The following is a 22625-nucleotide window of genomic DNA, read 5'->3' as shown; positions in this document are numbered from 1 at the left end:
GCGCGGCGCTCAGCCGCCCGTCGTGCCGCCGGGCAGCGGGATGACGGTGTCTGCGACGTGGATCATCGCGAGACGGTGCGGCCGGACTGGCTGCCGTTGTTGGTCGGGTACAGGTTCGCCCATGACAGGTTGCACGCGAACTGCCACCACGCGTTGTTCGTCCCTGCGTCGGCCACGTCGTTCCAGTTCCAGCTGTAGGTGTGGCCGCAGGTGTCCCCGGCGGTCAGGTAGAACCGCTCGTCGGTGCGGCCCGCGTTGACGTGCCACCCGACGGTCGGGCCGTTCGCGTACACCTGGTACCACGCGCCGTTGTTGCTGGTGGCGCTGTCGGAGCCGCTGTCGGAGGCGGACGCGGTGCCGACGGATGCGACGCCCACGCCGACCATCGTCGAAGTGACGACGGCCAGGGCGGCGAGAGTCTTCCTGATGCGCATGCTGTGCTCCCTTGGTGGATGAGCGTGTCGATGGCCCGCCCCCGGTGCGTGGACGTCATTGCGTGAAGTGGTGCAGCCGATCACGATGAGGGGGGTGCGCCGGGGGCGCGTACCCATGCCGCTTCCACTCCCTGCCCGCACAGTGGGCCGCCATGCAACTCTCCTTGGTGAACGGCCAGTTCGACGAGGGGGGTGCGGGGCGGCCCGGTCTCAGCATGACCTACTCCGACCGCCGGAGTCACTGCATTCGGCAGACGGACTCGAACTCGGCCGCAGTGGCGCGGCGCCTGCGCTGGTGAACCGGCTTGCCCGGCGGCCGGACGGTCGTCGGGCGCGGTCGTCACCGGCGGTCACAACGGTGGTCCCGGCTACATCCTGCTCGCCTGGTAGAACCCGACGTCGTCTGACGCGGCACGAGCGGCTCCGGGCGGGTGACCCCGCCCACCCGTCCTGGGGGTTCGCGACACCCCAGTTCAAGGCGCGGGGCGCTGGGACCGGACCTGGACCGGTAGCCCCCGGACCTGGAAGCCCCGGGCGGACAGGCGGGCGAATCCAGGGTAGCGTTTCAAATACTCAGAGTGACTGTATAGAGAGGTGAAGCCATGAAACCGATCGGCATGGGAGCCGCAGCGCTCCTCCTTGCCACCGGGACGGTGACCGCCGTTCAGGCCCCGGCCCATGCCGCCGACCCGGCCTACGGCTACACCTGCCCTACCGGCTACTACAGCGAGGAGGTCACGATCGAGAGAGTGTTCTTCGGCGGGGCCTGCATCCCGGATCCTGCCAGCACCGGACCCCGCTACACGTTCCGCGTCGCCGTGCTCACGGAGGGCTTGCCGAGTGGGGACCGTGAGTACGTCGACGCCACCTTGAAATGCGACGAGTTGCAATCCGCCGCCCCCGACGTCGTCGCGTCGCGCTGCGACTTGGTTGACACCGGCCTCACACCCCGGGCGACGGCGAAGGCGTAGGGCCGGCAGGGCATGGACTGATCCGGGGACCAGGGACCGGTCGTCGCGGCGTAGCGGGAGCGAAACAGACCCCCGGGCGGGCGTTCGGGCCACGTCGGGGAGTGCGGTCAAGGCGCCGGAGGCGACGTCGGCGGCCCGGCCGGAGCGGGGGCGTCCGGATTCCGTCGCCGTGGTGATCGCCTGCTGCATGGTGGCGAAGCCGCCAAGGCCCTCGAACGGGTGCTGGTCGCCGCCGGCAGGGCCTGGCCGGCTGTCGGTCGGCGCCCGGGTGTGGTGGCGGAACGGGACCGCCCGGTCGCCGGCTCGGGTGAGGCGGCGACCGGGCGGACGGGGTGTGCCGGGGTGGGCGGTGGGCCGTGCCGCGGGGTCAGGCGGTGGCCCGTTCGGGCTGCTCCGCCCGGCGGTCGGCGGGCTGTGCGGTGGTGGCGGGGGTGTTCTCCCGGGGGGTGGGGAGTGCGGCCATGATCGCGGCGGAGATCACGATGGTCGCTGCCCAGGCGAGCCCGTACCTGCCGACGGGGGTGTCGGAGAGCGGGCCGGCGAACCAGTCGCACTTGGTGAAGGCGAGCCCCAGCAGCAGGGCGAGCACCCAGGACACCATGGCCTGCCAGCAGAAGCCGCCGGTGTACCAGTAGCGGCTGTTCCTGCTGGTGTCCATGAGCCCGGCGGCGTCGTAGCGCACCGCGCGTGAACGGCGCCGGAACATGTCCACCGCGTAGACGCCGATCCAGGCCGAGAAGGAGACGGCGAGCAGGATGAGGAAGGTGATGAAGGAGCCCAGGAAGCTCTTGGCGACCAGCATCAGCAGCAGGCCGCCGACCAGCGAGATCACGGCGTTGATGCTGACGGCCGTGGCGCGCGGCAGCTTGACGCCCATGGTCTGCGCGGTGAAGCCGGCCGAGTACATGGAGAGGCTGTTGATCAGCAGCATGCCCACGATCGCGGTCAGCAGGTAGGGCACGGCCAGCCAGGTCGGCAGCAGGTCGCCGAGGAAGGAGACCGGGTCGGCGGCCTGGGCGAGGCCGGGTGAGGCCACCGCCATCACGGCGCCCATGAGCACCATGGGCACCATCACCAGGCCGGCGCCGGAGACCGTCACGCCGACGATCTTCCTGCCGGAGGCGGCGTGCGGGAGGTAGCGGGCGAAGTCCGGGCCGGTGGGGACCCAGCTGATGCCGCCGGCGGCGATGGTCCCGATGCCGGCGATCATCATCGCGGTGGTGCCCGCGGGCTTGGCGAAGACCTCGCTCCAGTGCATGGTGGCGACCAGGTAGCCCAGGACCAGCACGCTGAAGACGCCGAAGAGGTACGTCGACCAGGTGTTGCAGACGTTCAGCGCCTTGCGGCCCATGCCGGAGACCAGGAAGGTGCAGGCGACGAAGGCGAAGAGCGTGACGACGATCAGCGCGGTGTTGGCCTTGACGCCGAAGAGCAGGTCGAGGACGGTCAGCACGGCGTAGGCGCCGGTGACGGCGTTGATCGTCTCCCAGCCGAACCGGGCGATCCAGAGCACCGCGCCGGGGAAGAGGTTGCCGCGCACCCCGAAGGTGGCCCGCGAGAGGGTCGCGCCCGGCGCCCCGCCCCACTTGCCGGAGACCGACAGAACGCCGACCAGGCCGAACGAGACGAGCGCGGCGCACGCCGCGACGATCAGGACCTGCCAGAAGTTCAACTGGTTGAACACCACCAGGGCGGCGCCCATGGTGAGCAGCAGGACGCTGATGTTCGCGGCGACCCAGGTCGGGAAGAGCTCGCGGACTCTGCCCCCGCGCTCGTGGTCGGGGACGGGTTCGATGCCGCGGGTTTCTATCGCGCCGCCGGTGTCGGCGTTCGACGGGTTGTCCATGAGGGTGGCTCCGTGCGTGTGAAGCGGAGATAAATCGAACAAATGGGGTATTTATGGAACTCTTCGCGCGTAGCGCGGGAGTTGAGTCATCCTACTTTGTCCGCTTCGGTTCCCGGGCCTGGCCGGTACCGGAGGGGAGGACGTCACCCCCGCCCGCGGCCACTCCGCAAACGCTGTAAACGCCGTGAACAGCGCGAACGCCGCGAACGGCGGACCCGGCCCACGGCCAGGTCCGACGCGCTCGCGGCGTTCGCCGAGGAGGAGATCAGGGCCGGGATGCGCCGCCGGCCCGGGAGCGCGCAGGCCTGACCGGGCGCCGCCTGGTCCAGGCGCTCAGCGCGCACCCGGGAGGTCTCACCTGGGTCTCACCTGGTGAACAGCGAGCTGCCGCTGACGACGCGGGTGGTGCCGTCGGCGAGGGTGACGGTGACCGTGTCGGGGACGGCACGGTGTGACATCGTCCCGGGCCACCAGGCGGTCCAGCGGCCGTCCGCCACGGTGACCTGGAAGGTGCGTCCGGCGACCTGCATGGTGATCGCCTTCACGCCGGCCCCCACGGAGCCCTGCGCGTAGTTGAACATGGCGTCCCCGTCGCCGTGGGAGCCGCCCGTGTCGTAGGTGACCGCATCGGCCGCCACGTTCTTCACCGGGTCGATCGCCTCCCACAGGCCGCTGGTCTCCGAGGCGACGTAGCAGAGCATGGCCTTGCCGCCGCGGTTGACGACCATGGAGGCGACCTTGCCCCGCAGGTCCGCATTGGTGATCTTGACGGGTGCCCCGGCGCCCGGGCCGTCGGCCATCCGGTCCAGGCACCACTTCTCGGCGGTGGCGCCCGGGCCCGTCGAAGCGGCCAGCGGTGTCGGGACACCGGTCCAGCTGGCCAGCTCCGCGGAGCTCAGCGGCCCGCTGGCGCCGCCCCGCGAGGACTGCGTCACGGCCACGGCCACGACCGTACCCACGACGAGCGCACCGGCGAGGGTGACGGCCAGCCGCCGCCGAAAGCGCGGCCTGGCGGGGGCCGGGGCGGGGGTGGAGGTTGGGGCGGGGGTGTCGAGGTCGATCTGGCGCATCAGGCGCTCCCGGTGTAGGGCGTGGCGTCCTGCGGGGAGGTCGCGCTCGGCCGGCACGGGCACCTGCCCGAGCAGTTCCGCGCGCTCGACCGGCTCCGGCCGCTGTCCGGCGTTCACTGGTGTACCTCCTTCGTGGACGGGGCCGCACTCGCGGACCCACCCTGGATCTGGTTCCGGCCACGGCCGGGTTCCACTTTTTTCCGCTGCGCCCGGCGCTGGGCCGTCTCGGCGAGGCGGTGCAGCCGGGTCCGGGCCCGGGACAGGCGTGAGCGTACGGTGCCCACCGGTACGCCCAGGGCCTCGGCGGCCTCCTGGTAGTCCAGGCCCGCCCACACGCACAGGGCCAGCACCTCACGGTCCGGGCGGCGCAACCGCGCCAGCGACTGGTGCAGGACCGCGATCCGCGCCGCGTCGTCGATCCGCCCGGCCACCTCCTGCGCGAAGTCGGGAACGTCCTCGCGGGCCGGCGGGAGCTGCGCCAGTACCTGCCAGTGCCGCCGGGCGGCCCGGCGCTGGTTGCTGACCAGCTTCGTGGCGATGCCCAGCAGCCAGGGCCGCAGCGACCCGCCCTCCGCCTCGACCCGGTCGTGCCTGCGCCAGGCTTCCAGGAACGTCAACGACATCACGTCCTCCGCCGTCGACCAGTCCCCGGTGAGCCGGAACACGTGGTTGTACACCGCGCGCGCATACGTGTCGAAGAGCCGGCCGAACGCGTCCCGGTCACCGGCCCGCACCCTCGCGCGCACATCTCGATCTGAAGAGTCCACGCCCCCTATCTGGTGCCCCGCCCGCGCGGGTTCCTATGACCTGCGTCACCCGCGGAGCGCGCCTGGCCGCTCTACCGGCCCGCCCGGCCATCGTCGGAGCGATCGCCTGCACGGCGATCCCGCGCATCCGGTCGAAGGCCTCGGGCGGATCGTCGTGGTCCCCGAACTCGCGGGCAAGGCCGCGCCCGCGCACTTCGCCCCGCATGCCGGCCGCCTCGGCATCCAGCCCGCCGGCTGGTACCGGGCGAGTGGCGGGCAGTCCGTGCTCAGGCGGTTGCGTCGAGGGCCGGGGGCTGCCAGTTGTACGTCCGGGCGGAGCGGTTGAGCAGGGTGCGGGCCGGGAGGAGGCCGGCGAGGGTGAGGGCGGCATCGCGCAGGCGGGTGGCGGCGGGGGTGCGGAGGGCGACGAGGCCGCCGGTACGGCGGGAGCCGGTGACGATGGCGGTGGTGCGCGGGAGGCGTGCGGCGGTGTAGGCGGGGAGCGTGGTGGCCGGGTCCGCGCCGGGGGTCAGGGCGGAGGCGAGGACGACGGCGTCCTCGATGGCCTGGCAGGCGCCCTGGCCCTGGAAGGGGCACATGGCGTGGGCGGCGTCGCCGAGGAGGGCGACCCGGCCCTGGTGGTAGGTGGGCAGGGGGTCGGCGAGGTCCCAGACGTCGTGGCGCAGGACGCGCTCGGGTTCCGCGAGCGCGAGGAGTTGGGGTACGGGCGCGCACCAGGTGCCGAACCTGCGCAGGAGTTCGGCCTTCTCGTCGCCGTCGGCGGCGCGGGCGCCGGCCGGGGCGAGGGCGGCGCCGTACACGTAGACCCGGCCGTCGGCGAGCGGGACGACGCCGGCGAGCTGTCCGCGTCCCCAGACCTCGCCCACGGCATCCGGCCGGCGGGTGGGGGACACGACGGTGCGCCAGGTGGTGAAGCCGCTGTAGCGGGGGCCGGGGTGCCGGGGGAAGAGCAGCGCGCGGGTGGCGGAGCGGAGGCCGTCGGCGGCGACCACCAGGGCGGCGGGCCGCTCCCCGTCGGGGGTCCGGACGACGGCTGGTCCGGTGGTGCTTCCTGGGGTGCCCCCGGTGGCGCTTCCGGTGGTGCCTCCGGGGGTGCTTCCGGGGGTGACGAGGGCGGCGGGCGAGTTGGTGCGGACGGTGCCGTCCGGAAGGGCGTCGACCAGGGCGGCGATGACGTCGGCGCGGGCGACGGCGGCGATCGTGTCGCCGAAGCAGGCCTCGAAGGTGGCGGTGTCGGTACGGGCGAGCCAGCGTCCGGAGGGGTGGCGCAGGCCGACGGCGGGATGGGGGGTGGCGAGGGCGCGCAGGCGTTCGCCGATGCCGAGCCGGTCGAGGGCACGCAGGGCGTTGGGGGCGAGGGCGAGTCCGGCGCCGACGGGTTCGAGCGAGGCGGCGCGCTCGTGGACGGTCACGGGGATGCCCTGGCGGTGGAGGGCGAGGGCGGCGGAGAGTCCGCCGATGCCGCCGCCGATGACGATTGCCTGGTACGCGCCCATGAGTGAACTCCTCTCCCGGCACTACGGCTGTAGTGACCATGTCCCGCACCGTACTACACCTGTAGTTGGGATGGGATAGTGTTGGCGTGAAGGGGGTTCGGGCCCGCCCCGGGTCGGGACCCCCTGAAGAGAGAGGCCAGGACCGGATCCATGACACCGCCGCGCCCGACGCTGATCGCCGACGCCGCCATCGCCCTGATCGCCGAGCGCGGCCTGCGCGGGCTGACCCACCGCGCCGTGGACGAGGAGGCCGGACTGCCCGCCGGCTCGACCTCGAACCTCGCCCGGACCAGGGCCGCCCTGCTCGACCTCGCCCTCACCCGCATCGTCGAACGCGAGACCGGAGGCCACCCGCTCATGGCCGGCGGGCCCCAGCCGGACTGCTGCCCGCGCCACCTGCTCACCCAGGGAGTGGCCGAGCTGCTGTACGGCGCGCTCACCACCGGGCGCAGGCTCACCCTGGCCCGCCTCGAACTCGCCCTGGAAGCCACCCGCCGGCCCGAACTGCGCGCCGGCTACGACCGGCTGGGCGCGCGCTTCACCGACACCGCTGCCGCCCTGCTGGCGCAGAGCGGCTCGGCCGACCCGGCGGCCGACGCCCGACGGCTGATCCGCTGGTGCGACGGGCTGCTGTTCAACGCCACAGCGGGAAGCGGACACTGGCACGTGCCGACACCGGAGGACCTGTGCGGCGAGGTGGCACACTACCTCGCCGCACTGCTCGACCGGGACTGACCGGCCGGGACTGACCAGTCGGGACTGACCGGCCGCCGCGGACGCAGGCCCTCGACGCGGCGGGCTTCGGCTACCACCGCTGCTTCAGTTGGGTGTTCGCTGTTTCCGCCAGCGGGCCTGGTGGAAGATCGGTTCGACGGCGACCACGCAGAACGCGTGCATGGGCTGGTCCGTGCCCCTGGGGTCGAAGAAGCCCACCATGTCGCCGAGGAAGCTCTCGCCGTGCTGATGGACGTGGGGGTCTTGGGCGACGCGGTCGCCGGCGGCGGTGAGCCAGTCGCCGATCCAGAACAGCAGCTCGGCACGGGCGGTGATGACGATCGTCGCGGCGTACTCGGCGAAGCGGGCGGGGTGGCGATCGGCTCGGCGACGGACGTCGTCGGGACGGTCGGGAGACCGTGCCGCTGGGGCGGTCACCCTCAACGGCACCGAGGCGCGGCGCATCCTGTGCCGCAGATCCGGCCAGTCGGACGGCCGCAGTCCCGTGTCCTCACGGGCCAGGAGCATGGGCATCGGATGGGTGTCGCCGCCGGCGGAGGCCATCGGATGGGCGCCCGGTGGGACCGGAATGTAGATCGCGCTGTGCGGGCTCGCCGCGGCGACGCGGAACAGAGCGCCGAGCCGAAGGAGATCGGCGCGGCTTGCGCCCAGATACCCGACTCGGTAGTCGGGCGGGCGGACGAAAGTGTTGCGGAGCATGGGACCAGTGCTCAGGATCCGGCTGAGCCCGGATTCGGGATCGGCAACAGGGTGGCTCGTCACCCGCAACCGCATCCGACCGTCGCCAACCCCCATGCGCCAAGTACAACACGCGCGCCAGTGGCCTCAAGCTCCTTTTTTGCGAAGCCCTGGGAGCCCCTCGCGGTGCGGAGCACAACCATGGTCCCGACGGACCTCGACAAGCCCGTCGGCCGCCTCTCCGTCGGCCGTGAACTGCGGTTGGAACCGGGCCGGAGCGCAGACCCGGCACCGGTACGAGGACGAGACGTCGTTACCGGAACCTGACGGTACCGATGGAAGAGCGAAACGCGCCCCAGACCAGGACCTGACGTTCTGTTCCTACAGTGCCGGATATCCGCGACGCGCGGGGCGGACCGCGGCCGCCCCCCGCGTACGGACCGCACCTGAACACGAACCGCACCCGACCGAGATGGGCAACGATGTCAGCCACACGCCGAGAACTCCCCCGCGGCCTCTCCGCCGCAGCCGCCCTCCTGCTGAGCGCGACCACGGCAGCGGCGGTGCTGCTGCCCACCGCGGCCTTCGCCGCGGAACCGGACTCCGTCACCTCGCACGCCGGCGCCACGACCGCCCAGGAGCGCAGCCGGATCGACGCCTACTGGACCGCCGCGCGAATGAAGCTGGCGGGCGCCATGGTCCCCGAGATCACCCCCGTGCCCGAGGACGACACCACGCCCGACGATCCGCGTCCGTTCCCGCCGAACACGCCGGACCCCGGCGCCGTCTGGACCCACGGCGGTGCGGTGGACCGGAGCGTCGGCCGGCTCTTCTTCACCTTCTCCGACGGCTACGACGGCAGTTGCACCGCGACCGTCGTCAACAGTGCGAACCGCAGCACCGTCGTCACCGCGGCGCACTGCCTGCGGGGCGTCGGGGCTCCCGCCGCCGACGACACCTGGCAGCACAACCTCTACTTCGTGCCCGGCTACCGCAACGGGACGAAGCCGCTCGGCGGATTCAGCATCAAGTCGATGGCCACGTCCTCCCGTTGGGACGCCGATCCGGGCAGCACGACCTCGAACGACGTCGCCGTCGCCGGCTACGACACCGGGGTCCTCGTGGCGAACCCGTCAGCCGAGGGGCGCCGGATCGCGGACGTCACCGGAAGCCAGCGGATCGCGTTCACCGAGCCCGCGGCGGGCGAGTTCATCCACACCTTCGGCTACCCGAAGGACCGGCTCAACGACCCCAGCGCCAAGTACGCCGGTTCACGCATGATCCACTGCGCCGGACCGGACCGGCCGGCCCCCAAGGCGCCCCTGCTGTGGGGCGAGTCCTGCGACATGGCGCACGGGGCGAGCGGCGGCCCGCACTTCGCCCGCTTCGACACCCGGACCGGCGCCGGCACCGTCGTCGGCGTCACCACCACCACGGATGACCTCGCGGGCGGGCAGCCCGGCACGCTGTACGCCACCCGCCTCGGTGACAGTGCCCACCGCCTCTACAGCTGGGCCCAGGCGCGCTACTGACTTCGGCGCTTCGGGGTGATTGGCCTGTTCGTGTAGCTGACTGACGGTCCTCTGCGCGCTATGCCGTAGGTATGCGATATGCGGATGGGGGCGGGCTGACGGCGAAAGGTCGCCAGCGTCGCGAGGAGGTGCGGCTGGAGGCCGCCGGGTTGTTCGCCGATGGGCTGGGGCCGCCGGAGGTTGCCCGCAGGTTGCGGGTGAGCTCGAAGTCGGCCTGCCTGTGGCTCTGCGGCTCATTCGTGAACCGACCTGATGACCTCAGCCATTGCTCTCCTCTTGATCGGAAGTTGCGGTAGTTCTCGCCAGAAGCCCGGCGGGGTAGGCCCCGAACTGTGATTTCGGGGTAAGCACCATCCCCTTGGCTCAGGGCAATGACACCATCCGCGTCCGGGCCGGCCTGGACTCGCAGCTGTTCGACCTGACACTTCTTGTCAGCAATGTGCCGCAGGCTCTCCTGCAGGCCGGCGAGTTCGCCGAGCCACTGCATTCGTTGGGTCTCCCCGGGGCGGCGGGTGTTGATCTCGATCTCAAGCAGCCTGGGCTCTTGGACGAGGTCGAGACGGAGCATGGGGCACCTGACACGGGCTCATCCGAACTATGGCCTGTTGTGAAAGTGCTGGTCACAGCCATTCGTTGATGGCTGTGACCAGCACGGTCGCTTCGTAGCGGACGGCAGGTTTGTCGTATCTCGTAGCGGCGGCCCGTGGCGCTTGAGTTGGCGGCTCCTTCTGGAGGCCCCCTTTTCGCCGCCCCGGCGGCCTGCTGATGGGTCCGGTACGGAGGCCGCCCTGTCTTCTCACCCGCCGGCAGCAACTCCTCCAGTCGGATCCACTGTTCGTCCGTCAGGCCTCCGCGCCCCGCGCCAAGATCATCACAAACCGCGATCAGAGTTTCCAGGGTGTCGACGAACGGCTCCTCGCCGGCGTCATCGCCCGTCCCCGGCACGTAGTTCGGTGGCGATCTGGCGCCGGCCGGCGACCAGCGCCTCCAGCACCACCGCGACGCAGGCCACCAGCGCCAGGCCCACCGTGGGCAGTAGCACCGGCACCACCGTGGGCGACAGGGCGTTGCCGACCTCGTCGGCACCGACCAGCGTGGAGATGTCGAAGGCCGAGCCGAGCAGTCCGACCGCCGCCGCGGCGACCAGACCGCCGCCAACGGCCGCCGCCAGGGCCTGTGGCAGTGCCTCGGCGATGATCAGTGCCAGCCCCTGCCGGGGCCGCAGACCCATGGTCCGCAACCGGGCGAGCACCGCCGCGCGGTCGGGCGCGGCCTGGAACAGCGTCAGCAGGGCGGCGAGCAGGGCGAACCCCGCGCCGGCGAACGCCGCGTACCGGAACAGCCGCCCGGCGGCCTGCTGCAACGGGTCCTCGGCGAGCTGCGCGGCGTACTCGCGGCTGCTGCCCACCGTGTACCCGGGAGGCAGCCCGTGGGTGCCCCGGCCCGCGGCCGCGGCGTCCTCCGCGATCAGCTTCGTGATGCCCGTCGGCTGGGTCAGGCCCCGCTCCAGGAGCGTCGCCCTGACCTGGTCGGGGTCGAAGTCGCCGACGCCGAGCCACTTGTTCATCCGGCCGAGTTCGGGCAGGCGCTGCGCGGCGGGACCGGCGGGCACCACGACGAACGGCAGACCCGGGTCCGGCAGGGCCGGGGTGGCGGTGACGACCCCTGCGACGGTGGTGAGCAGGTCGTTACCGGTGAGCAGGTGCACCTTGGGCGTGCCGGTGGCCAGCCGCCCGGCCAGGTCACGGCTGAACAGTGCGGGCACCGGAGTGTCGGCGCCGCCGGGGGCACCGGCGAGCTGCGCCGCGTTGAACTCGCCGGCCCCGATGCTCCGGGCGATCTCCGCGTACGCCCGCGGCTCCGCGACCACCAGGACGGCCTTGGTGTAGTCCTGGTCGGCGCCGATGAACAGGGCCCTGGAGTCGACGCGGACCCCGGTCGAGGTCCGGACTCCCGGCAGTTCGGCGGCGGCCTTGGTGAACGACTCCGGCAGGGTGGCGTAGTCCGGGACGGTGATGGCGATGTCGCCGCCGGTCGCGGCCCGCGCGGCACGCATCCGGCTGTGCTCCACGGTGTCGAGCACGGTGGCGCCGAAACCGGTCGTGGTGACGGCGATCAGCAGCGCGAGCACCGGCAACGGGGACCGCCGCCGACGACCCGAGCCGTCGCGGGCGGCACGGGCCAGGCCCAGGAACCCGATCAGGCCGCGGCCGCGCTTCGTGAGTGCGGCCAACCGCCCGAACACCACCGGCACGATCCGGGCCAGCAGCAGCCCGCCGGTCACGGCGAGCAGCAGCGGGGCGGCCGCCAACAGCGGGTCCACGTCGGACCCGGCGTGGCCGACGCCGCGTCGGCGGACCTCGGCCACGGCCACGACGGTGACGGCCACAACGGCGAGTTCGCCGATCACCCGGCGCAGGGTGCCGATCACCCGGCCCCGGCCGCGGGCCACCCGCTGACGCGACCACAGCAGGGCGACACGGGCCGGGAAGGCCAGCAGGGCGAGCAGCGTCGCGGCGAGGGCCGCCAGTACCGCGTGCCCCCACCGGGGGGTGGGCAGCAGCACGGCGAGCAGCGTCCCGAGCGCGGCGGCGGGCAGGACGGTCACCGCACCCTCGCCGAGCAGACGCAGCACCACCCCGCGGCGTGAACCACCGCGGGCGTACAGCAGCCGGATCTCGGTGGCGCGCCGGTCGGCGCCGAGGACCGCGGCCAGGAGCAGCACCACGGTGGCGACGCCCGCGGCACCTGCCGGTCCGATCGCGCTCAGCGCCATCGCCGCGTGGTAGCGGGCGGCCGCCCGGGCGAGGACGTCGGGCAGGAAGGAGCTGATGCGCAGGTCCGCGCGCTTGGTCGCGGCGACCAGCGCCGTCGCGGCCTGTCCGGTCAGGAAGGGCTGGACGGCGGCGCGGATCCGGTCGAGCCGGTCGGCCCGCAGGGAGCCGGGGTCGACGGGCAGCCGCCAGAAGTCCTCGACGGTTTGGCCCCAACCGGTCAGCGCAGACAGGCTTGCGCCGTCGACGAAGCCGGTGGTCCGCCAGCGGTTGTCGCCGTTGGTGCCGAGGTTCAGGCAGGCTCGGTCCGGGCAGCCGAGGCCGTCCCAGAACGGGTCGAGCGGATCCTTGACGCGGTAGAAACCGGTCACCACGGCGGTCCGCCGCCCCGTGGGTCCGCCGGTGCCGCTGTCGACTACATCGCCGAGCTTGATGCCGACGGTGTCGGCGGCCGTCCGGCTCAGCACGATCGGCAGCGGGCCGGCGGCGGGCGCGTTGCCCGGCCACGTGCCGTCGGTGAGGGTCACGCGGTCGGCAAGGCCGTGCAGGTAGGCCAGGGAGAGCCCCGGGGCGGTCTCCTCGGCGAGCCGTGCGTACCCCGGGTTGTACATGTCGTTGAACGCGGTGCGGGTGCCGTGGGCCAGGCCCGACCGGGAGAGCGGGAGCTCCCTGCCGACCCGCGCGACGAGCTCCCGCTGCACGGCGTCGAGGCCGTCGGCGGTGTCGGTCGGCCGGGCTCGGGAGGCGGCGTGCAGGCTGGTCGGATAGATGCCCTGGTGGCTCACGTAGTCCGCGAGCGCCGCGTCCGCGTTCCGGTCCGCGACCCGGGGGAAGGCCGCCGCCAGGAAGACCGTGACGAGCACGAGGGCCGCCGTGAACAGTGCCGCGAGCGGACTCGCGCGCAGCCTGGCGCGGACCCAGTGCGCGGGGCGGAGGGCGGGCCCGGGGGTGCCGGCTTCGGTGGTCACATCTCCTCCACGTGATGCGGCTGGGCGACCGCCTTTCTGCTTCCTACGGTGGAGTCCACCGGACGCGTTCATCGCTTCGGTCCGTGCGCAGTTCAGCTGCGGACGGACAAGGCCGAGGGGCACGTCGGCGTTCGGATCAACGCCGACCGATCGCCGGATGACCGACGATGCTGTCAGATCCGACCGGGAGGCGGAAGGGATCTTCGCGAATCAATTCCGGTCCCGCCGGGATCCGTTGGACTTCTCTCCGCTACCTACAGGTCGAGCGGACAGCCCTTGACGCTGACACCAGCCGACATGTCGTCGGACGGCCAGCCACCCGGGTCAGGGGAGAAGCGGCCGGACGGCCAGCCATTCCTGAAGCTGGTCGTGACTGCGACCGGGTCGTAGGTGTCCGATGATCAGGTCGAGGTGACCGGTCAGGTTCTTGAGGCGGCGTAGCTCACCGATCTGCTCGGCAGGCAGGGCCCGCCAGCGGGCGCCCAGAGCGCCGGCCTTCGCAGGACTCAGGGTGAGCTCGGCGAGGGTGTCGGCGGCGAGAACGTCAGGGTCCCAGTCGGGGGCCTGGGCATCGGGGCAGAAGCGGTCGATGATCCACGCCCGGAGCATGAAGTCGTTCTGGGCCATACGTGCCTGTTCCCGAGGGCCGTCGCCGTGCAGGCGCGCGTTGACCCGCAGGGACAGCTTCGCCCATTGCTTGCGCTCCTCCGGTCCGAGACCATCCTCGGAGTGGTACGCGCGCAGGGCGCTGATCTCCCGGACGCCCTCCAACTCGCCACGGTGCCGACCAGGACGTTCGGCGAACGCGGTGAGCTGGTCGAACGTCAACACGCTGAGGTCTTCGGCCGGTTCACTTGCCGAGGCGGTGTCCATGGACATCAGCCTGTACCACTGAACGACTGACCGCTCGGCCGGCCTCCCCGGTCAGCGTCCGAGCGGGGCGACCGGGGTGGCCGGGGCGGCCTGTGCGACAGGCCAGCGGGGGCCGCCCGGGCTGCCCTGCCACGCCCACTGCTTCTCGGGGGTGACGGTGATCCCGTAGTCGTACAGTTCCGGCGAGCCGAGCGCCTCCCACTGGGACCAGGCGGTCATCACCTCGTCGCCGATCCGCCGCGGCCCGCCCTGGAACAGCACCGCGCCCCCGTCACCGTCCGCGGACAGCGCCGCCCACGAGCGGTCGCCGTCGTGGAACCAGACGTTGGCACCGTCCTCGCCCCGGCCCGTCAGAACGACGGCGTCCGGGACGGCGACCCGCACCGCGAAGCGCAGGTGCCAGTCGTCGGCCAGCGGCGCCGGATCGCGTTCCACGACCCGCCGCACCTCGGGCCCGCCACCCTCGCGCACCGCCGTGTACGTGGCGTGGTCACCGCGCGTCGGAGCCGGCCCGCGCCGGTCGGCCATGAACTGGGCCAGGCCCTGCACCCAGCCCGTCGCGCTGCGCCCGTCGTCGGCAACGGTGAGGGCGACGTGGCCGAGCCTGCCCCAGGGGTAGACGATCCAGCCGCCCGGCTTCGTCGCCTCCACCCAGCCCCACGGGACGGCCTCGACGGCGTAGGTGGCGTGGAGCCGGTCGACCCTGGCGCCGCCGGGCGGCCCCGCGTGGGTGGCGTCGCCGGCCAGCACCTCGGCGTCGACCCCGGCGGCCCCCAGGCGCCCGCGGGCGAACGCCGCCAGCCGCTCGTCGACCTCGGTCGACACCACCCGACCGGGTCCGGCCCGCCAGGCCGCCAGAGCACAGGTCCAGCCCTGCCCGCCGCCGACGTCCCACACCGTGTGCCCGGGCTCCAGCATGAGGCTGTCCAGCATGTCCGCCACCACGCCGGGCGCCGACAGACTGGAGGACGGCAGACCGTCGGTGACCTGGGTGATCGCCGCGCCGTTGACGTCGCCGTACAGCTCGTCCGCCCACCCGCCCGCATCAGTGGCGCGGTCCATCGCCACGTAGGCGCATTCGTCCCAGCGCCACAGCCGATCCGGTGCGAACAGGTCGCGCGGCAGCGCGGCCATGGCCTCCCGCAACCACGGCGAGTCCTCGGGCCACGCCCCGCCCTGCTCCATCGCCGCGTCCATCCGCACCCGACGCTCCACCAGGTCGGCGTCCGGGCTCACGACTTCTTGTGCTTCCCGCCCGACGGCGGCGCGGGAGGCACCTGCCCGTCCTGGTTGCCCGGCGGCGGGCTCCCCTTCTCAAGCGGCGCCGGCGGCTTCTGGTGATCGCCCATGCTGCTCCCCTTCCACGTACACGCTGACTGGCCGACCATCCTGGCGCAGCCCGGCGCCGGCTGGTAGACGGCGTGCGGTCGCACTTCGAGGGCGTGCGGGTCTCGGGCGCGCGCATCCCGGGAGCGCGGCCAGGTGCAGGCAGAGCCGGAGCCCGACGTGCCGCAGACAGCTCCCGCCGGGCGCCTCGCCGCACCGCAAGTACGGCGACGGAGCCCGCCGGGCCGCGGCAAGCCGTCAGCGGCGGTGGGCCGCACATGTCATCGCCCTCGTGCTGCCGGCGGCGCAGGCCCGCGAGGCACGGTGGCTTCGCTGGGCAGCGGGACTGGTGCCCGGTGTGCGGCGGGATCCTCCAGGCCGGGTTCGGGACCGGCTCTCGCTCAGTTCGCCGGCCGCGTGGAATGCTGCCCGGCATGATCAACTCTCCTGATACCGAAGCGCCGGGTGGGGCCTGGTCGTTCGCGGCGGCGCGTGAGCCGGCCGAGTTCCCCCTCGTCGGGGTCAACGGTGTGCCCGGTGTCGGGCACGCCGGGGACGGGAGGCGGACCCTGTGCGGGATCCGTGGCCAGTACCTGACGTTCTTCCTGCACCACTTCGAGCCGCAGGACCTGGCCTCGTGCCGGAAGTGCCGGGCGCTGGCCGAGGCGGCGCCGTCACGGCCGTGCGGGCAGGAGCGCCTGCACGACCTCCTCCTCCAGGAAGCCGACGACGGGCCGCTGCGGACAGACCTGCTCGCCGCGCTGCGCCGGGGCGCGCGGATCGCGTTCTGGGGCACCGGCCCGGCACACGGCCCCACCCGGTCCTACGCGCGGCTCGACCGGATGACGGAGGCGGCCGGCCCGGCCGCCGAGGCGCTCGCGGCGGCCGGCACCTCCGTCACGCTGGCCCGCGTCGAGGACACCGACCAGCAGTACCTCGTCGTCCTGCCGCCCGACGGCCGCGCCCGCATCGCGCGCGGCCCGGCGACCTCCTCTCCCGGTGCCTCGCCCAGCCCTCCTGCGGCGCCACCGCCCCCTCGGGACGCAGCGCAACCGGGCGACGGGCGGGACGGCCCGTGAGGCCTGCCCCGGTCCCGGCCGGCGCGAACCGTTCGGACCGACTCGACCGGCCGTTGCCTGGCCGCCGTCGACCCTTTCGTCGCCGACCGGACCGAGGAGAACCGGACCGTGGTGCGGGAGGCGTTCCTGGCCATCCCGGCGCCTCGTAGCGCCGATACGCGCTGGGCGACGTGGACAGAAAGGACGCACCGCTTCGGGTGCTGGTGACAGGGCCCGGGCGTGGCAGGGCAGCCCGGCTCCGGCCGGGAGCTGTCCGATACTGCGCAGGGCGGCAGTCACGGGATGGCCATGGGCGACGTGGGTGGTGTCTACGTCTTCGTCTGCCGTGCTTGCCCCCGCTGGCCCACGATCCACCGGTACGACTGCTGAACTCCCGCGAGTCGTGGCGTTGCCGGCCTGCGGTGCTGGCACACCGGCCCGAGCGCTCCCGCAGTCGCTCGGGGTGCGGGCTGAACCTGCCGACCGGCAGGTGGGGCTCGATCATCGTCCGCTGGTTGTACGCGAGTTGGCGACGCGTCACAGCCCACAGTCCTCCCTGTTCCGCTCTCGGAGGAGGGTGGAACCACAAGGCTGGTCACGACCTCACACAGGCCCTCATTCCCGCTCGTCGTGGCGGTTGGTGAACCAACGAGGTCCGCCATCCCGTTGAGACATGTACCTGACCGCCCTCCGATCGAGAGTTGGCTGCCATGACCTCGAAACGTGTTGTCCAGTCCTCCGTACTGACCGCCGTCCTGGCGCTGAGCGCCGGCTTGGCCCTGGCTCCCGCGGCGCAGGCCGCCGCCCCCTACGCCGGAACAGCGCAGTCGGCCACCCCGGCGGCGTCCGCCGGCTACGCGGTGCGCAGCACCAAGGTCACCCTGTCGAACCAGACCAGCAGCATGCTCTACCTCGGCTCGGCCACCCTGGCCCACGGGTGCTGGACCGCCGGCAGTCCCCTGCCCCCGAGCTACATCCTGCCGAACGTGGCCCCCAGCTGGAAAACCGAGTCGTGCGGGTTCCTGACGGGTACCGAGGGGCAGATCAGCTTCGGCGTGGACACCTGGAACGGGTTGATCCACTGGAGCAATCCCTATGCCGGGTCGAACATCAACGAGTGCACTGTCGGCGCGGGCCTCACGTGTGAGGTGATCGGCGGCAAGGGGAACACCGCCGAGGTCACCTTCGTGGTGCGGCGCGCCTGAGGCCCGACCACGCCTGGTCGTGCGGAAGCTGCCGTCCTCGCCGTCGCCGCCCGCCATTCGTCCTGCCACGATTGCGACTTGATCGGGCGTCAGATCCATCCGGGCGGGCTGTCGGAACCGTCTCGGACAGCGCGCCGGTTCTGAGTGGACCTCTGCGGGCGGCGACCGCGGTCCGGCTGCGCCGCGCCGGCCGCGGCGGCATCCGCACGCCCTTGCTGCATCCGCATTCCGCGCCAGGGCTGCCAGGGCGTGACGTTCCCGGTCGTGGACGGAATGAGGATCGGCTGCCGCCCCTGAGCCGAGCACCGCCTCAAGAGTGCTAACTTAGGCAAGCCTAACCAAGAAGCGCGACCACACAGCCCAGGGGGGCACCATGGCAGACCAGCCGACCCGCCGGACACCGCAGGCCCGTGAAGCACAGGTGCTGCGCACCGAGCGGATCACACCGCACATGGTGCGCCTGGTCCTCGGCGGTGCGGGGTTGGAGGACTTCGACGCCACCGAGTTCACCGACCACTACGTCAAGGTGCTCTTCACGCCCGAGGGCGTGAGCTACCCGGAGCCCTTCGACATGGCGCGGATCCGCGAGGAGTTCCCGCCCGAGCAGCGGCCGATCACCCGGACGTACACCGTGCGGGCCTGGGACCCGGCCCTGCGCGAGCTGACCATCGACTTCGTGGTGCACGGTGACGAGGGCCTGGCCGGGCCATGGGCGGCCCGCGCACAGCCCGGCGAGACGGTGCGCTTCCTGGGTCCCGGCGGCGGCTACGCCCCCGACCCGAGTGCCGACTGGCACTTGCTGGTGGGCGACGAGAGCGCGCTGCCCGCGATCGCCGCGGCGCTGGAACGGATGCCGGCCGATGCCGTGGTGCACGCCTTCGTCGAGGTCGCGGACGCCGCGGAGGAGCAGAAGATCGTCTCGCCCGCCGGGGCCGAGATCAGCTGGCTGCACCGCGGCGCGCGCCCGGTGGGCGAGGCGCTGGTCGAGGCGGTGGGCGCGCTGGAATTCCCCGCCGGGGCGGCATCCGCGTTCGTGCACGGCGAGGCAGGCTTCGTGAAGGAACTGCGGCGCCTGCTGCGCGTGGAGCGGGGCATCCCGCGCGAGCGGATGTCGGTCTCGGGCTACTGGCGGTCAGGTCAGAGCGACGAGGCCTGGCGGGCGGCCAAGCGCGAGTGGAACGCCCAGGTGGAGGCCGAGCAGGAGCAGGCCGGGCGGGAGTCGACCGGCTGATCCGCGCCGCCGGGTAGCCGCCCGTGTTGCGTGGACGCGGAGACCGTGGTCGCCCCGCGCGAGTTCGCCGGCGACGGCCACCGTCGGAACGCGGAACTCGTCGAGTACACACCCGACGGGGAGGCGGTCCTGGCCGGCGGCGCGGCGCTGCTCGGAGCGCGGGTGGAGGCGACGGCCGACGGTTTCGTGACGGGCCTGAGGTTGGTCAGGGCGGCGCTCGGGTTCCTCGGCGGTCAGGAGCTGCAACTCGACCTGGCGGAGTTCGGCTTCAACCTGACGGTCCCTCTCAGTCCGGGCCCGTCGGGATGTCCGACGGGCCCGAAGGGTGCTGGCGAGCGCAGGCATCCACCTGGTGCGGGGATCGGTCCCGGGCCGGGTGTGCGCAGTCCAGCCGGGCGGCGGCAGGGCGGCTTCACACCTGGAAGCTCTGGATGTCCGATGTCGTGCTCGTGAAGCCGTTGGTCGAGATGACCCTGACCTGAACCTGTGTCCCCGGGGGGAACTGGCTGTGGTCGATCGTGATCGTCGGGTTCTTCAGGCCGACCCCGACGGTCTGCCAGGTCCGTCCGCCATCCGTGCTCACCTGGGTCGCGAAGGTCTGACCGTCCTGCGGGGCCGGGCCGAAGTCCAGGGCCAGCCCGACGTTCCCGTCCTGTGCCGTCGTCGGACGGGCGCCGCGTAGGGCCGGGGCCGGGGCTCCGGGGCGGAAGGTGTCCACGACCTGCCCTCCGACGAGCAGTTCGACGGACGCCGGATCGGCCCCCACCGGGAGGACCGCGTCGACCAGTCCGGTGCGGTCCTGCCCCGGCTCCGGGTCCGACGACAGCTTGACCGTGACCGGGAAGTCCTGCGGGGGTGCACCGCCTGCCTGCTGGATCCGCAGCACCACCGGCACCTCGCCGTCCGGGCCGGCGCCGTCAGGCTGCCCGGCCCGTCCGGCGGGGGCCGGCTGGGCCGGCTGGGCCGGTTGTCGGGCCGCGGCCGACACCGGATTGACGAAGCGGATGTCACCGGCGCGCTGGGTGAGGTTGACGGTCCCGATCACGCTGACGAGCTGCCCGGTGTCGGGCCCCGCTCCCCGTGCCGCTTCGTCGGCCGCCGGCATCGGGGCCGCCGCGGTGGTCACCGAGAGTTGCGGGAACCGGTCGTCGGGGCGGCCGCCGGTTCGTGTGGTGACTCTCAGTTCGTGGGCGGCCTCGCGCAGCGGAGCCACCGGGGTCGGCGCCGGGGCGCCGGCTGCGAGGGAGTCCTCGGCCAGCAGGCGCTGGCGGATGCCCTCGTAGGTGTAGCTGCAGGGCCACTGGGAGTTGCAGTAGGTCATGACGTCGTGCCACGGCACGCCCGGCCGGGCGGCCATCGGCAGGTTCAGCTGGGGGTCGCCCACGTCGAAGCCGGCGTAGCTGTTCGCGTCGTTGGCCAGCTGTCCGTTCTGGAACGGGTAGTTCTGCAGGTCGTCCTTCGATTCTCCGCAGAATCCGGGGTGCTTGCGGCCGTAGGTGTGGCCGAGTTCGTGCCCGCCGTACCAGTCGGCGTACGTGCCGTCGAAGTCCCAGCCCCACGTCGCGGCACCGCACGGCGCCGAGGCGACGGTGGTGGGGTCGGGTGTGGCGGGCACCCCGGAGGCGCATCCGCGCATGAAGAACCCGCCGTCGGCCGCCTGGCCGAGGTAGTGGGTGCGCCGGTCACCGCCGGCGCTGATGTCGAGCGCGCGGATTGCGGCGAGCTGGGCGTTGGTGTCGGTGCACTGGAACGGCGGGGTGGCGGTGACGTCGATGATGGTGTGCGGCGCTTCGATGACATCGGCCACCGGGTAGGCGCGCTTGAGCCAGCTGATCAGGAAGGTGTAGTCGATGTCCCGCGGGGTGTAGGTCACTGGCGGGTTGCCCATGGTGTAGCGCAGCCCCAGGACTCGGACCCGGAGCGGCGGGGACTGCGTGAACCAGACGGCGGTGGCGCCGGGCGGGGTGTTGAACGGGACGTCGGCGCCCGTCATGGTGTCGGTCAGGGAGATCGAGCTCACGCTGAGTGCCCCTTCGGCCGTCAGTGCGCTCGGCACGACGAAGTTGAGGCTCAGGCCGGCGTCGGCTCGACGGGTGGGTACGTCCTTGGGTGCGGTCGGATCGAGGGAGACGGTATTGGCCGAGGAAACGGTGATCGGGGTGTCGGTGGGTGATCGGAGCAGGGTCACGGTGCCGTTCACGCCGGTGGCGGGGCCGCTCGCGCCGCTCACGTAGGCGCGGATCACGGTGACCTTGCTGGCGATCAGGGTGACGCTGTGCTGGAGGTCCTGAATGGCTTGGGTGACCTCCGTGGCGTCCAGCACGGCGAGCGTCTGAGTCGTCATGGCTGACTCCTTGGACGAGCGTTCCGGCCCTTTCAGGCTATGCCGCTCAGGGGCCGTTCGCCTGTACGGCGGCGGCGCCAGAAGGGGCTCAGGGGCCAACGTTGCTCCTGGGTATAGGCGTACCCGTGATTTCTTCGGTAGGCCGCCGCGATCCCGTCCAGGAACGCCGTGTAGTCGGCGAGCGCTGCCGTCGTCCGTCCCCCGTCGGCGAGGCAGTCGGCCACGGCCCGTCCGGCGCGGGCACCGGTGTGCAGCGCGGTGAGGATGCCCTGCGAGGAGAGCGGGTCGAAGGCGAGGGCGGCGTCCCCGGCCGCCACCCAGCCGGGCCCGGCCGCCGGGGTGAGCCGCAGGCCGTGAGCCGGCGCCCAGCGCGGCACGGGTGTCGCGGCCGGACCGTGCCCGGTCAGGCGGCGCCGGACGTGGACGGTGCGACTGAGTGCGTGCCAGAAGCCCTCTGGGGTGCGCAGGGACGGGGTGGCGAGGTCGGCGTCGGTCAGATGGGCGACCAGGCGCCCGGCCGGGATCCGGGTGGTGTACCACCAGCCGTGCGGCGCCGCCTCCACCAGGGTGCGGGCCTCGGCGTCCGCCGGGTCCGACGGTTGGCCCGGGTGCGAAGGGCGCGACGGGTGGCGGTCGGGGAACACGACGTACGCGGCGACGAGCCGGTCCTGCCGCCAGCGGCGGCCGTTGCGGCGGCCGATGACACAGCGTCGGCCGGTCGCGTCCACCGTCCAGCGGGCGGACAGCTCCGTCACGGCGCCGGTGGCCGGCTCGCGGACGGTCAGCCGGTCGTCGAGCCGGTCCAGTACGGTGGCCTGCCGCAGTTCGGCACCGGCCGCGACGGCCGCGTCCCGCAGGAAGGCGTCGAAGCGGAGCCGGTCGAGGTGCCAGCCGTGGCCGTATGGGTCGAACAGGTGGCTGCGGCCGTGCAGCGCGGCCGATCCCCAGGCGGCGTACGTGCCGGTGGAGACGGGGTGACCGGAGGCCAGGAAGGCCTCCAGCAGCCCGAGGTCGCCCAGCAGCGGTCGGGCGGCGGGCGGCAGGAACTCCCCGATCTTGAACACGGGTTGGGCGGAGAACACGGCGGCGGACGCGACCGGGGACGCGACCGGAGACGTGGTGGCGGACATGGTCGGGGACGCGACCGGGGACATGGCCGGGGACGCGGCGCCCGGCCGGTGCCGGCCGCCTCCGCCGTCCAGGAGCGTGACGCGGAGGCCGGCCCGGGCGAGGACGAGCGCCGCCACGGCGCCCGCCGGTCCGCCGCCCGCGACCACGGCGTCGACCGGACCGGACGGGCGCACGCGAACCGGCGGG

19 protein-coding genes are annotated in these 22625 nt (G+C 72.9%); 8 read left to right on the top strand and 11 right to left on the bottom strand.

Going from position 1 to position 22625, the window contains the following annotated elements; all coding sequences use genetic code 11:
- Positions 1 to 62: 62 nt before the first annotated feature.
- Positions 63 to 434 carry a hypothetical protein gene (locus ACFV6D_RS12815; protein WP_063351872.1) on the bottom strand — a complete coding sequence of 124 codons (372 nt, stop codon included), beginning with the start codon at positions 432 to 434 and terminating at the stop codon, positions 63 to 65.
- 602 nt (positions 435 to 1036) lie between these two features.
- On the opposite strand from ACFV6D_RS12815, the gene ACFV6D_RS12810 reads away from it, so the two are divergent.
- Positions 1037 to 1405, top strand: coding sequence for a hypothetical protein (locus tag ACFV6D_RS12810; RefSeq protein WP_380423346.1), 369 nt, complete (start codon positions 1037 to 1039; stop codon positions 1403 to 1405).
- A 367-nt stretch (positions 1406 to 1772) separates the two neighbouring features.
- Here the strand turns inward: ACFV6D_RS12810 and ACFV6D_RS12805 are convergent, their stop codons facing one another.
- The 4 genes from ACFV6D_RS12805 to ACFV6D_RS12790 form a co-directional block, all read right to left on the bottom strand.
- Positions 1773 to 3251, bottom strand: coding sequence for a purine-cytosine permease family protein (locus ACFV6D_RS12805; protein ID WP_380423347.1), 1479 nt, complete (start codon positions 3249 to 3251; stop codon positions 1773 to 1775).
- 365 nt (positions 3252 to 3616) lie between these two features.
- Positions 3617 to 4438 (bottom strand): hypothetical protein, encoded by an 822-nt coding sequence (locus tag ACFV6D_RS12800; RefSeq protein WP_380559573.1) that lies wholly within the window; start codon positions 4436 to 4438, stop codon positions 3617 to 3619.
- Complete coding sequence (locus tag ACFV6D_RS12795; RefSeq protein WP_380423349.1) at positions 4435 to 5067, bottom strand: RNA polymerase sigma factor; 633 nt, start codon at positions 5065 to 5067, stop codon at positions 4435 to 4437. Before ACFV6D_RS12795 ends, ACFV6D_RS12800 begins: the two co-directional genes overlap by 4 nt.
- Positions 5068 to 5354: 287 nt before the next feature.
- Positions 5355 to 6584: an FAD-dependent monooxygenase gene (locus ACFV6D_RS12790; protein ID WP_380559571.1), complete on the bottom strand. Its 1230-nt coding sequence runs from the start codon at positions 6582 to 6584 to the stop codon at positions 5355 to 5357.
- A 150-nt stretch (positions 6585 to 6734) separates the two neighbouring features.
- Between ACFV6D_RS12790 and ACFV6D_RS12785 the strand changes: the two genes are divergently transcribed.
- A complete protein-coding gene (locus ACFV6D_RS12785; protein ID WP_380559569.1) occupies positions 6735 to 7319 on the top strand; it encodes a TetR/AcrR family transcriptional regulator in 585 nt (194 codons plus the stop codon).
- An 84-nt stretch (positions 7320 to 7403) separates the two neighbouring features.
- Here ACFV6D_RS12785 and ACFV6D_RS12780 read toward each other — a convergent pair whose 3' ends face one another.
- Positions 7404 to 8018 carry a hypothetical protein gene (locus ACFV6D_RS12780; protein ID WP_380494404.1) on the bottom strand — a complete coding sequence of 205 codons (615 nt, stop codon included), beginning with the start codon at positions 8016 to 8018 and terminating at the stop codon, positions 7404 to 7406.
- Positions 8019 to 8479: 461 nt separating this feature from the next.
- On the opposite strand from ACFV6D_RS12780, the gene ACFV6D_RS12775 reads away from it, so the two are divergent.
- The 3 genes from ACFV6D_RS12775 to ACFV6D_RS12765 all read left to right on the top strand — a co-directional run bounded on the left by ACFV6D_RS12775 (position 8480) and on the right by ACFV6D_RS12765 (position 10166).
- Positions 8480 to 9529: a trypsin-like serine peptidase gene (locus tag ACFV6D_RS12775; protein WP_380494402.1), complete on the top strand. Its 1050-nt coding sequence runs from the start codon at positions 8480 to 8482 to the stop codon at positions 9527 to 9529.
- 71 nt (positions 9530 to 9600) lie between these two features.
- Positions 9601 to 9825 (top strand): helix-turn-helix domain-containing protein, encoded by a 225-nt coding sequence (locus ACFV6D_RS12770; RefSeq protein ID WP_380559567.1) that lies wholly within the window; start codon positions 9601 to 9603, stop codon positions 9823 to 9825.
- A gap of 62 nt (positions 9826 to 9887) precedes the next feature.
- Positions 9888 to 10166 (top strand): hypothetical protein, encoded by a 279-nt coding sequence (locus ACFV6D_RS12765; RefSeq protein WP_380559565.1) that lies wholly within the window; start codon positions 9888 to 9890, stop codon positions 10164 to 10166.
- Positions 10167 to 10454: 288 nt separating this feature from the next.
- On the opposite strand, the gene ACFV6D_RS12760 is transcribed toward ACFV6D_RS12765, so the two are convergent.
- From ACFV6D_RS12760 to ACFV6D_RS12750, 3 genes are all read right to left on the bottom strand, one after another.
- Positions 10455 to 13271: a hypothetical protein gene (locus tag ACFV6D_RS12760; protein ID WP_380559563.1), complete on the bottom strand. Its 2817-nt coding sequence runs from the start codon at positions 13269 to 13271 to the stop codon at positions 10455 to 10457.
- Positions 13272 to 13595: 324 nt separating this feature from the next.
- Entirely contained in the window at positions 13596 to 14144 is a 549-nt protein-coding gene (locus ACFV6D_RS12755) for a hypothetical protein (RefSeq protein ID WP_380559562.1), read from the bottom strand.
- 51 nt (positions 14145 to 14195) lie between these two features.
- The gene (locus ACFV6D_RS12750) at positions 14196 to 15380 is read right to left on the bottom strand and encodes a protein-L-isoaspartate O-methyltransferase (RefSeq protein WP_380559560.1); all 1185 of its coding nucleotides are present in this window, start codon (positions 15378 to 15380) and stop codon (positions 14196 to 14198) included.
- Between the two features lie 524 nt (positions 15381 to 15904).
- Here ACFV6D_RS12750 and ACFV6D_RS12745 point away from each other — a divergent pair.
- The 3 genes from ACFV6D_RS12745 to ACFV6D_RS12735 all read left to right on the top strand — a co-directional run bounded on the left by ACFV6D_RS12745 (position 15905) and on the right by ACFV6D_RS12735 (position 18964).
- Complete coding sequence (locus ACFV6D_RS12745) at positions 15905 to 16549, top strand: hypothetical protein (protein WP_380494394.1); 645 nt, start codon at positions 15905 to 15907, stop codon at positions 16547 to 16549.
- Positions 16550 to 17238: 689 nt separating this feature from the next.
- Complete coding sequence (locus tag ACFV6D_RS12740; RefSeq protein WP_380423355.1) at positions 17239 to 17733, top strand: hypothetical protein; 495 nt, start codon at positions 17239 to 17241, stop codon at positions 17731 to 17733.
- Positions 17734 to 18106: 373 nt separating this feature from the next.
- Positions 18107 to 18964, top strand: a complete 858-nt coding sequence (locus ACFV6D_RS12735; protein WP_380478610.1) for a siderophore-interacting protein — start codon at positions 18107 to 18109, stop codon at positions 18962 to 18964.
- Positions 18965 to 19376: 412 nt separating this feature from the next.
- Here ACFV6D_RS12735 and ACFV6D_RS12730 read toward each other — a convergent pair whose 3' ends face one another.
- Positions 19377 to 21308, bottom strand: coding sequence for a hypothetical protein (locus ACFV6D_RS12730; protein WP_380559558.1), 1932 nt, complete (start codon positions 21306 to 21308; stop codon positions 19377 to 19379).
- 32 nt (positions 21309 to 21340) lie between these two features.
- The gene (locus ACFV6D_RS12725) at positions 21341 to 22612 is read right to left on the bottom strand and encodes a tryptophan 7-halogenase (protein WP_380559556.1); all 1272 of its coding nucleotides are present in this window, start codon (positions 22610 to 22612) and stop codon (positions 21341 to 21343) included.
- Between the last annotated feature and the right edge of the window lie 13 nt (positions 22613 to 22625).

Source organism: Kitasatospora sp. NPDC059812 (assembly GCF_042732075.1).
Classification (GTDB): domain Bacteria; phylum Actinomycetota; class Actinomycetes; order Streptomycetales; family Streptomycetaceae; genus Kitasatospora.
The sequence above is the reverse complement of the archived record's forward strand: the minus strand, read 5'-3'. Positions and strand labels throughout refer to the sequence as shown.

Excerpts from the sequence above, each read along its gene's own strand:
- ACFV6D_RS12780 (WP_380494404.1), bottom strand. The coding sequence starts at position 8,018 with ATGCTCCGCAACACTTTCGTCCGCCCGCCCGACTACCGAGTCGGGTAT.
- ACFV6D_RS12775 (WP_380494402.1), top strand. The coding sequence starts at position 8,480 with ATGTCAGCCACACGCCGAGAACTCCCCCGCGGCCTCTCCGCCGCAGCC.
- ACFV6D_RS12785 (WP_380559569.1), top strand. The coding sequence starts at position 6,735 with ATGACACCGCCGCGCCCGACGCTGATCGCCGACGCCGCCATCGCCCTG.
- ACFV6D_RS12770 (WP_380559567.1), top strand. The coding sequence starts at position 9,601 with ATGCGATATGCGGATGGGGGCGGGCTGACGGCGAAAGGTCGCCAGCGT.
- ACFV6D_RS12805 (WP_380423347.1), bottom strand. The coding sequence starts at position 3,251 with ATGGACAACCCGTCGAACGCCGACACCGGCGGCGCGATAGAAACCCGC.
- ACFV6D_RS12740 (WP_380423355.1), top strand. The coding sequence starts at position 17,239 with ATGACCTCGAAACGTGTTGTCCAGTCCTCCGTACTGACCGCCGTCCTG.
- ACFV6D_RS12730 (WP_380559558.1), bottom strand. The coding sequence starts at position 21,308 with ATGACGACTCAGACGCTCGCCGTGCTGGACGCCACGGAGGTCACCCAA.
- ACFV6D_RS12815 (WP_063351872.1), bottom strand. The coding sequence starts at position 434 with ATGCGCATCAGGAAGACTCTCGCCGCCCTGGCCGTCGTCACTTCGACG.
- ACFV6D_RS12810 (WP_380423346.1), top strand. The coding sequence starts at position 1,037 with ATGAAACCGATCGGCATGGGAGCCGCAGCGCTCCTCCTTGCCACCGGG.
- ACFV6D_RS12745 (WP_380494394.1), top strand. The coding sequence starts at position 15,905 with ATGATCAACTCTCCTGATACCGAAGCGCCGGGTGGGGCCTGGTCGTTC.
- ACFV6D_RS12790 (WP_380559571.1), bottom strand. The coding sequence starts at position 6,584 with ATGGGCGCGTACCAGGCAATCGTCATCGGCGGCGGCATCGGCGGACTC.
- ACFV6D_RS12755 (WP_380559562.1), bottom strand. The coding sequence starts at position 14,144 with ATGGACACCGCCTCGGCAAGTGAACCGGCCGAAGACCTCAGCGTGTTG.
- ACFV6D_RS12735 (WP_380478610.1), top strand. The coding sequence starts at position 18,107 with ATGGCAGACCAGCCGACCCGCCGGACACCGCAGGCCCGTGAAGCACAG.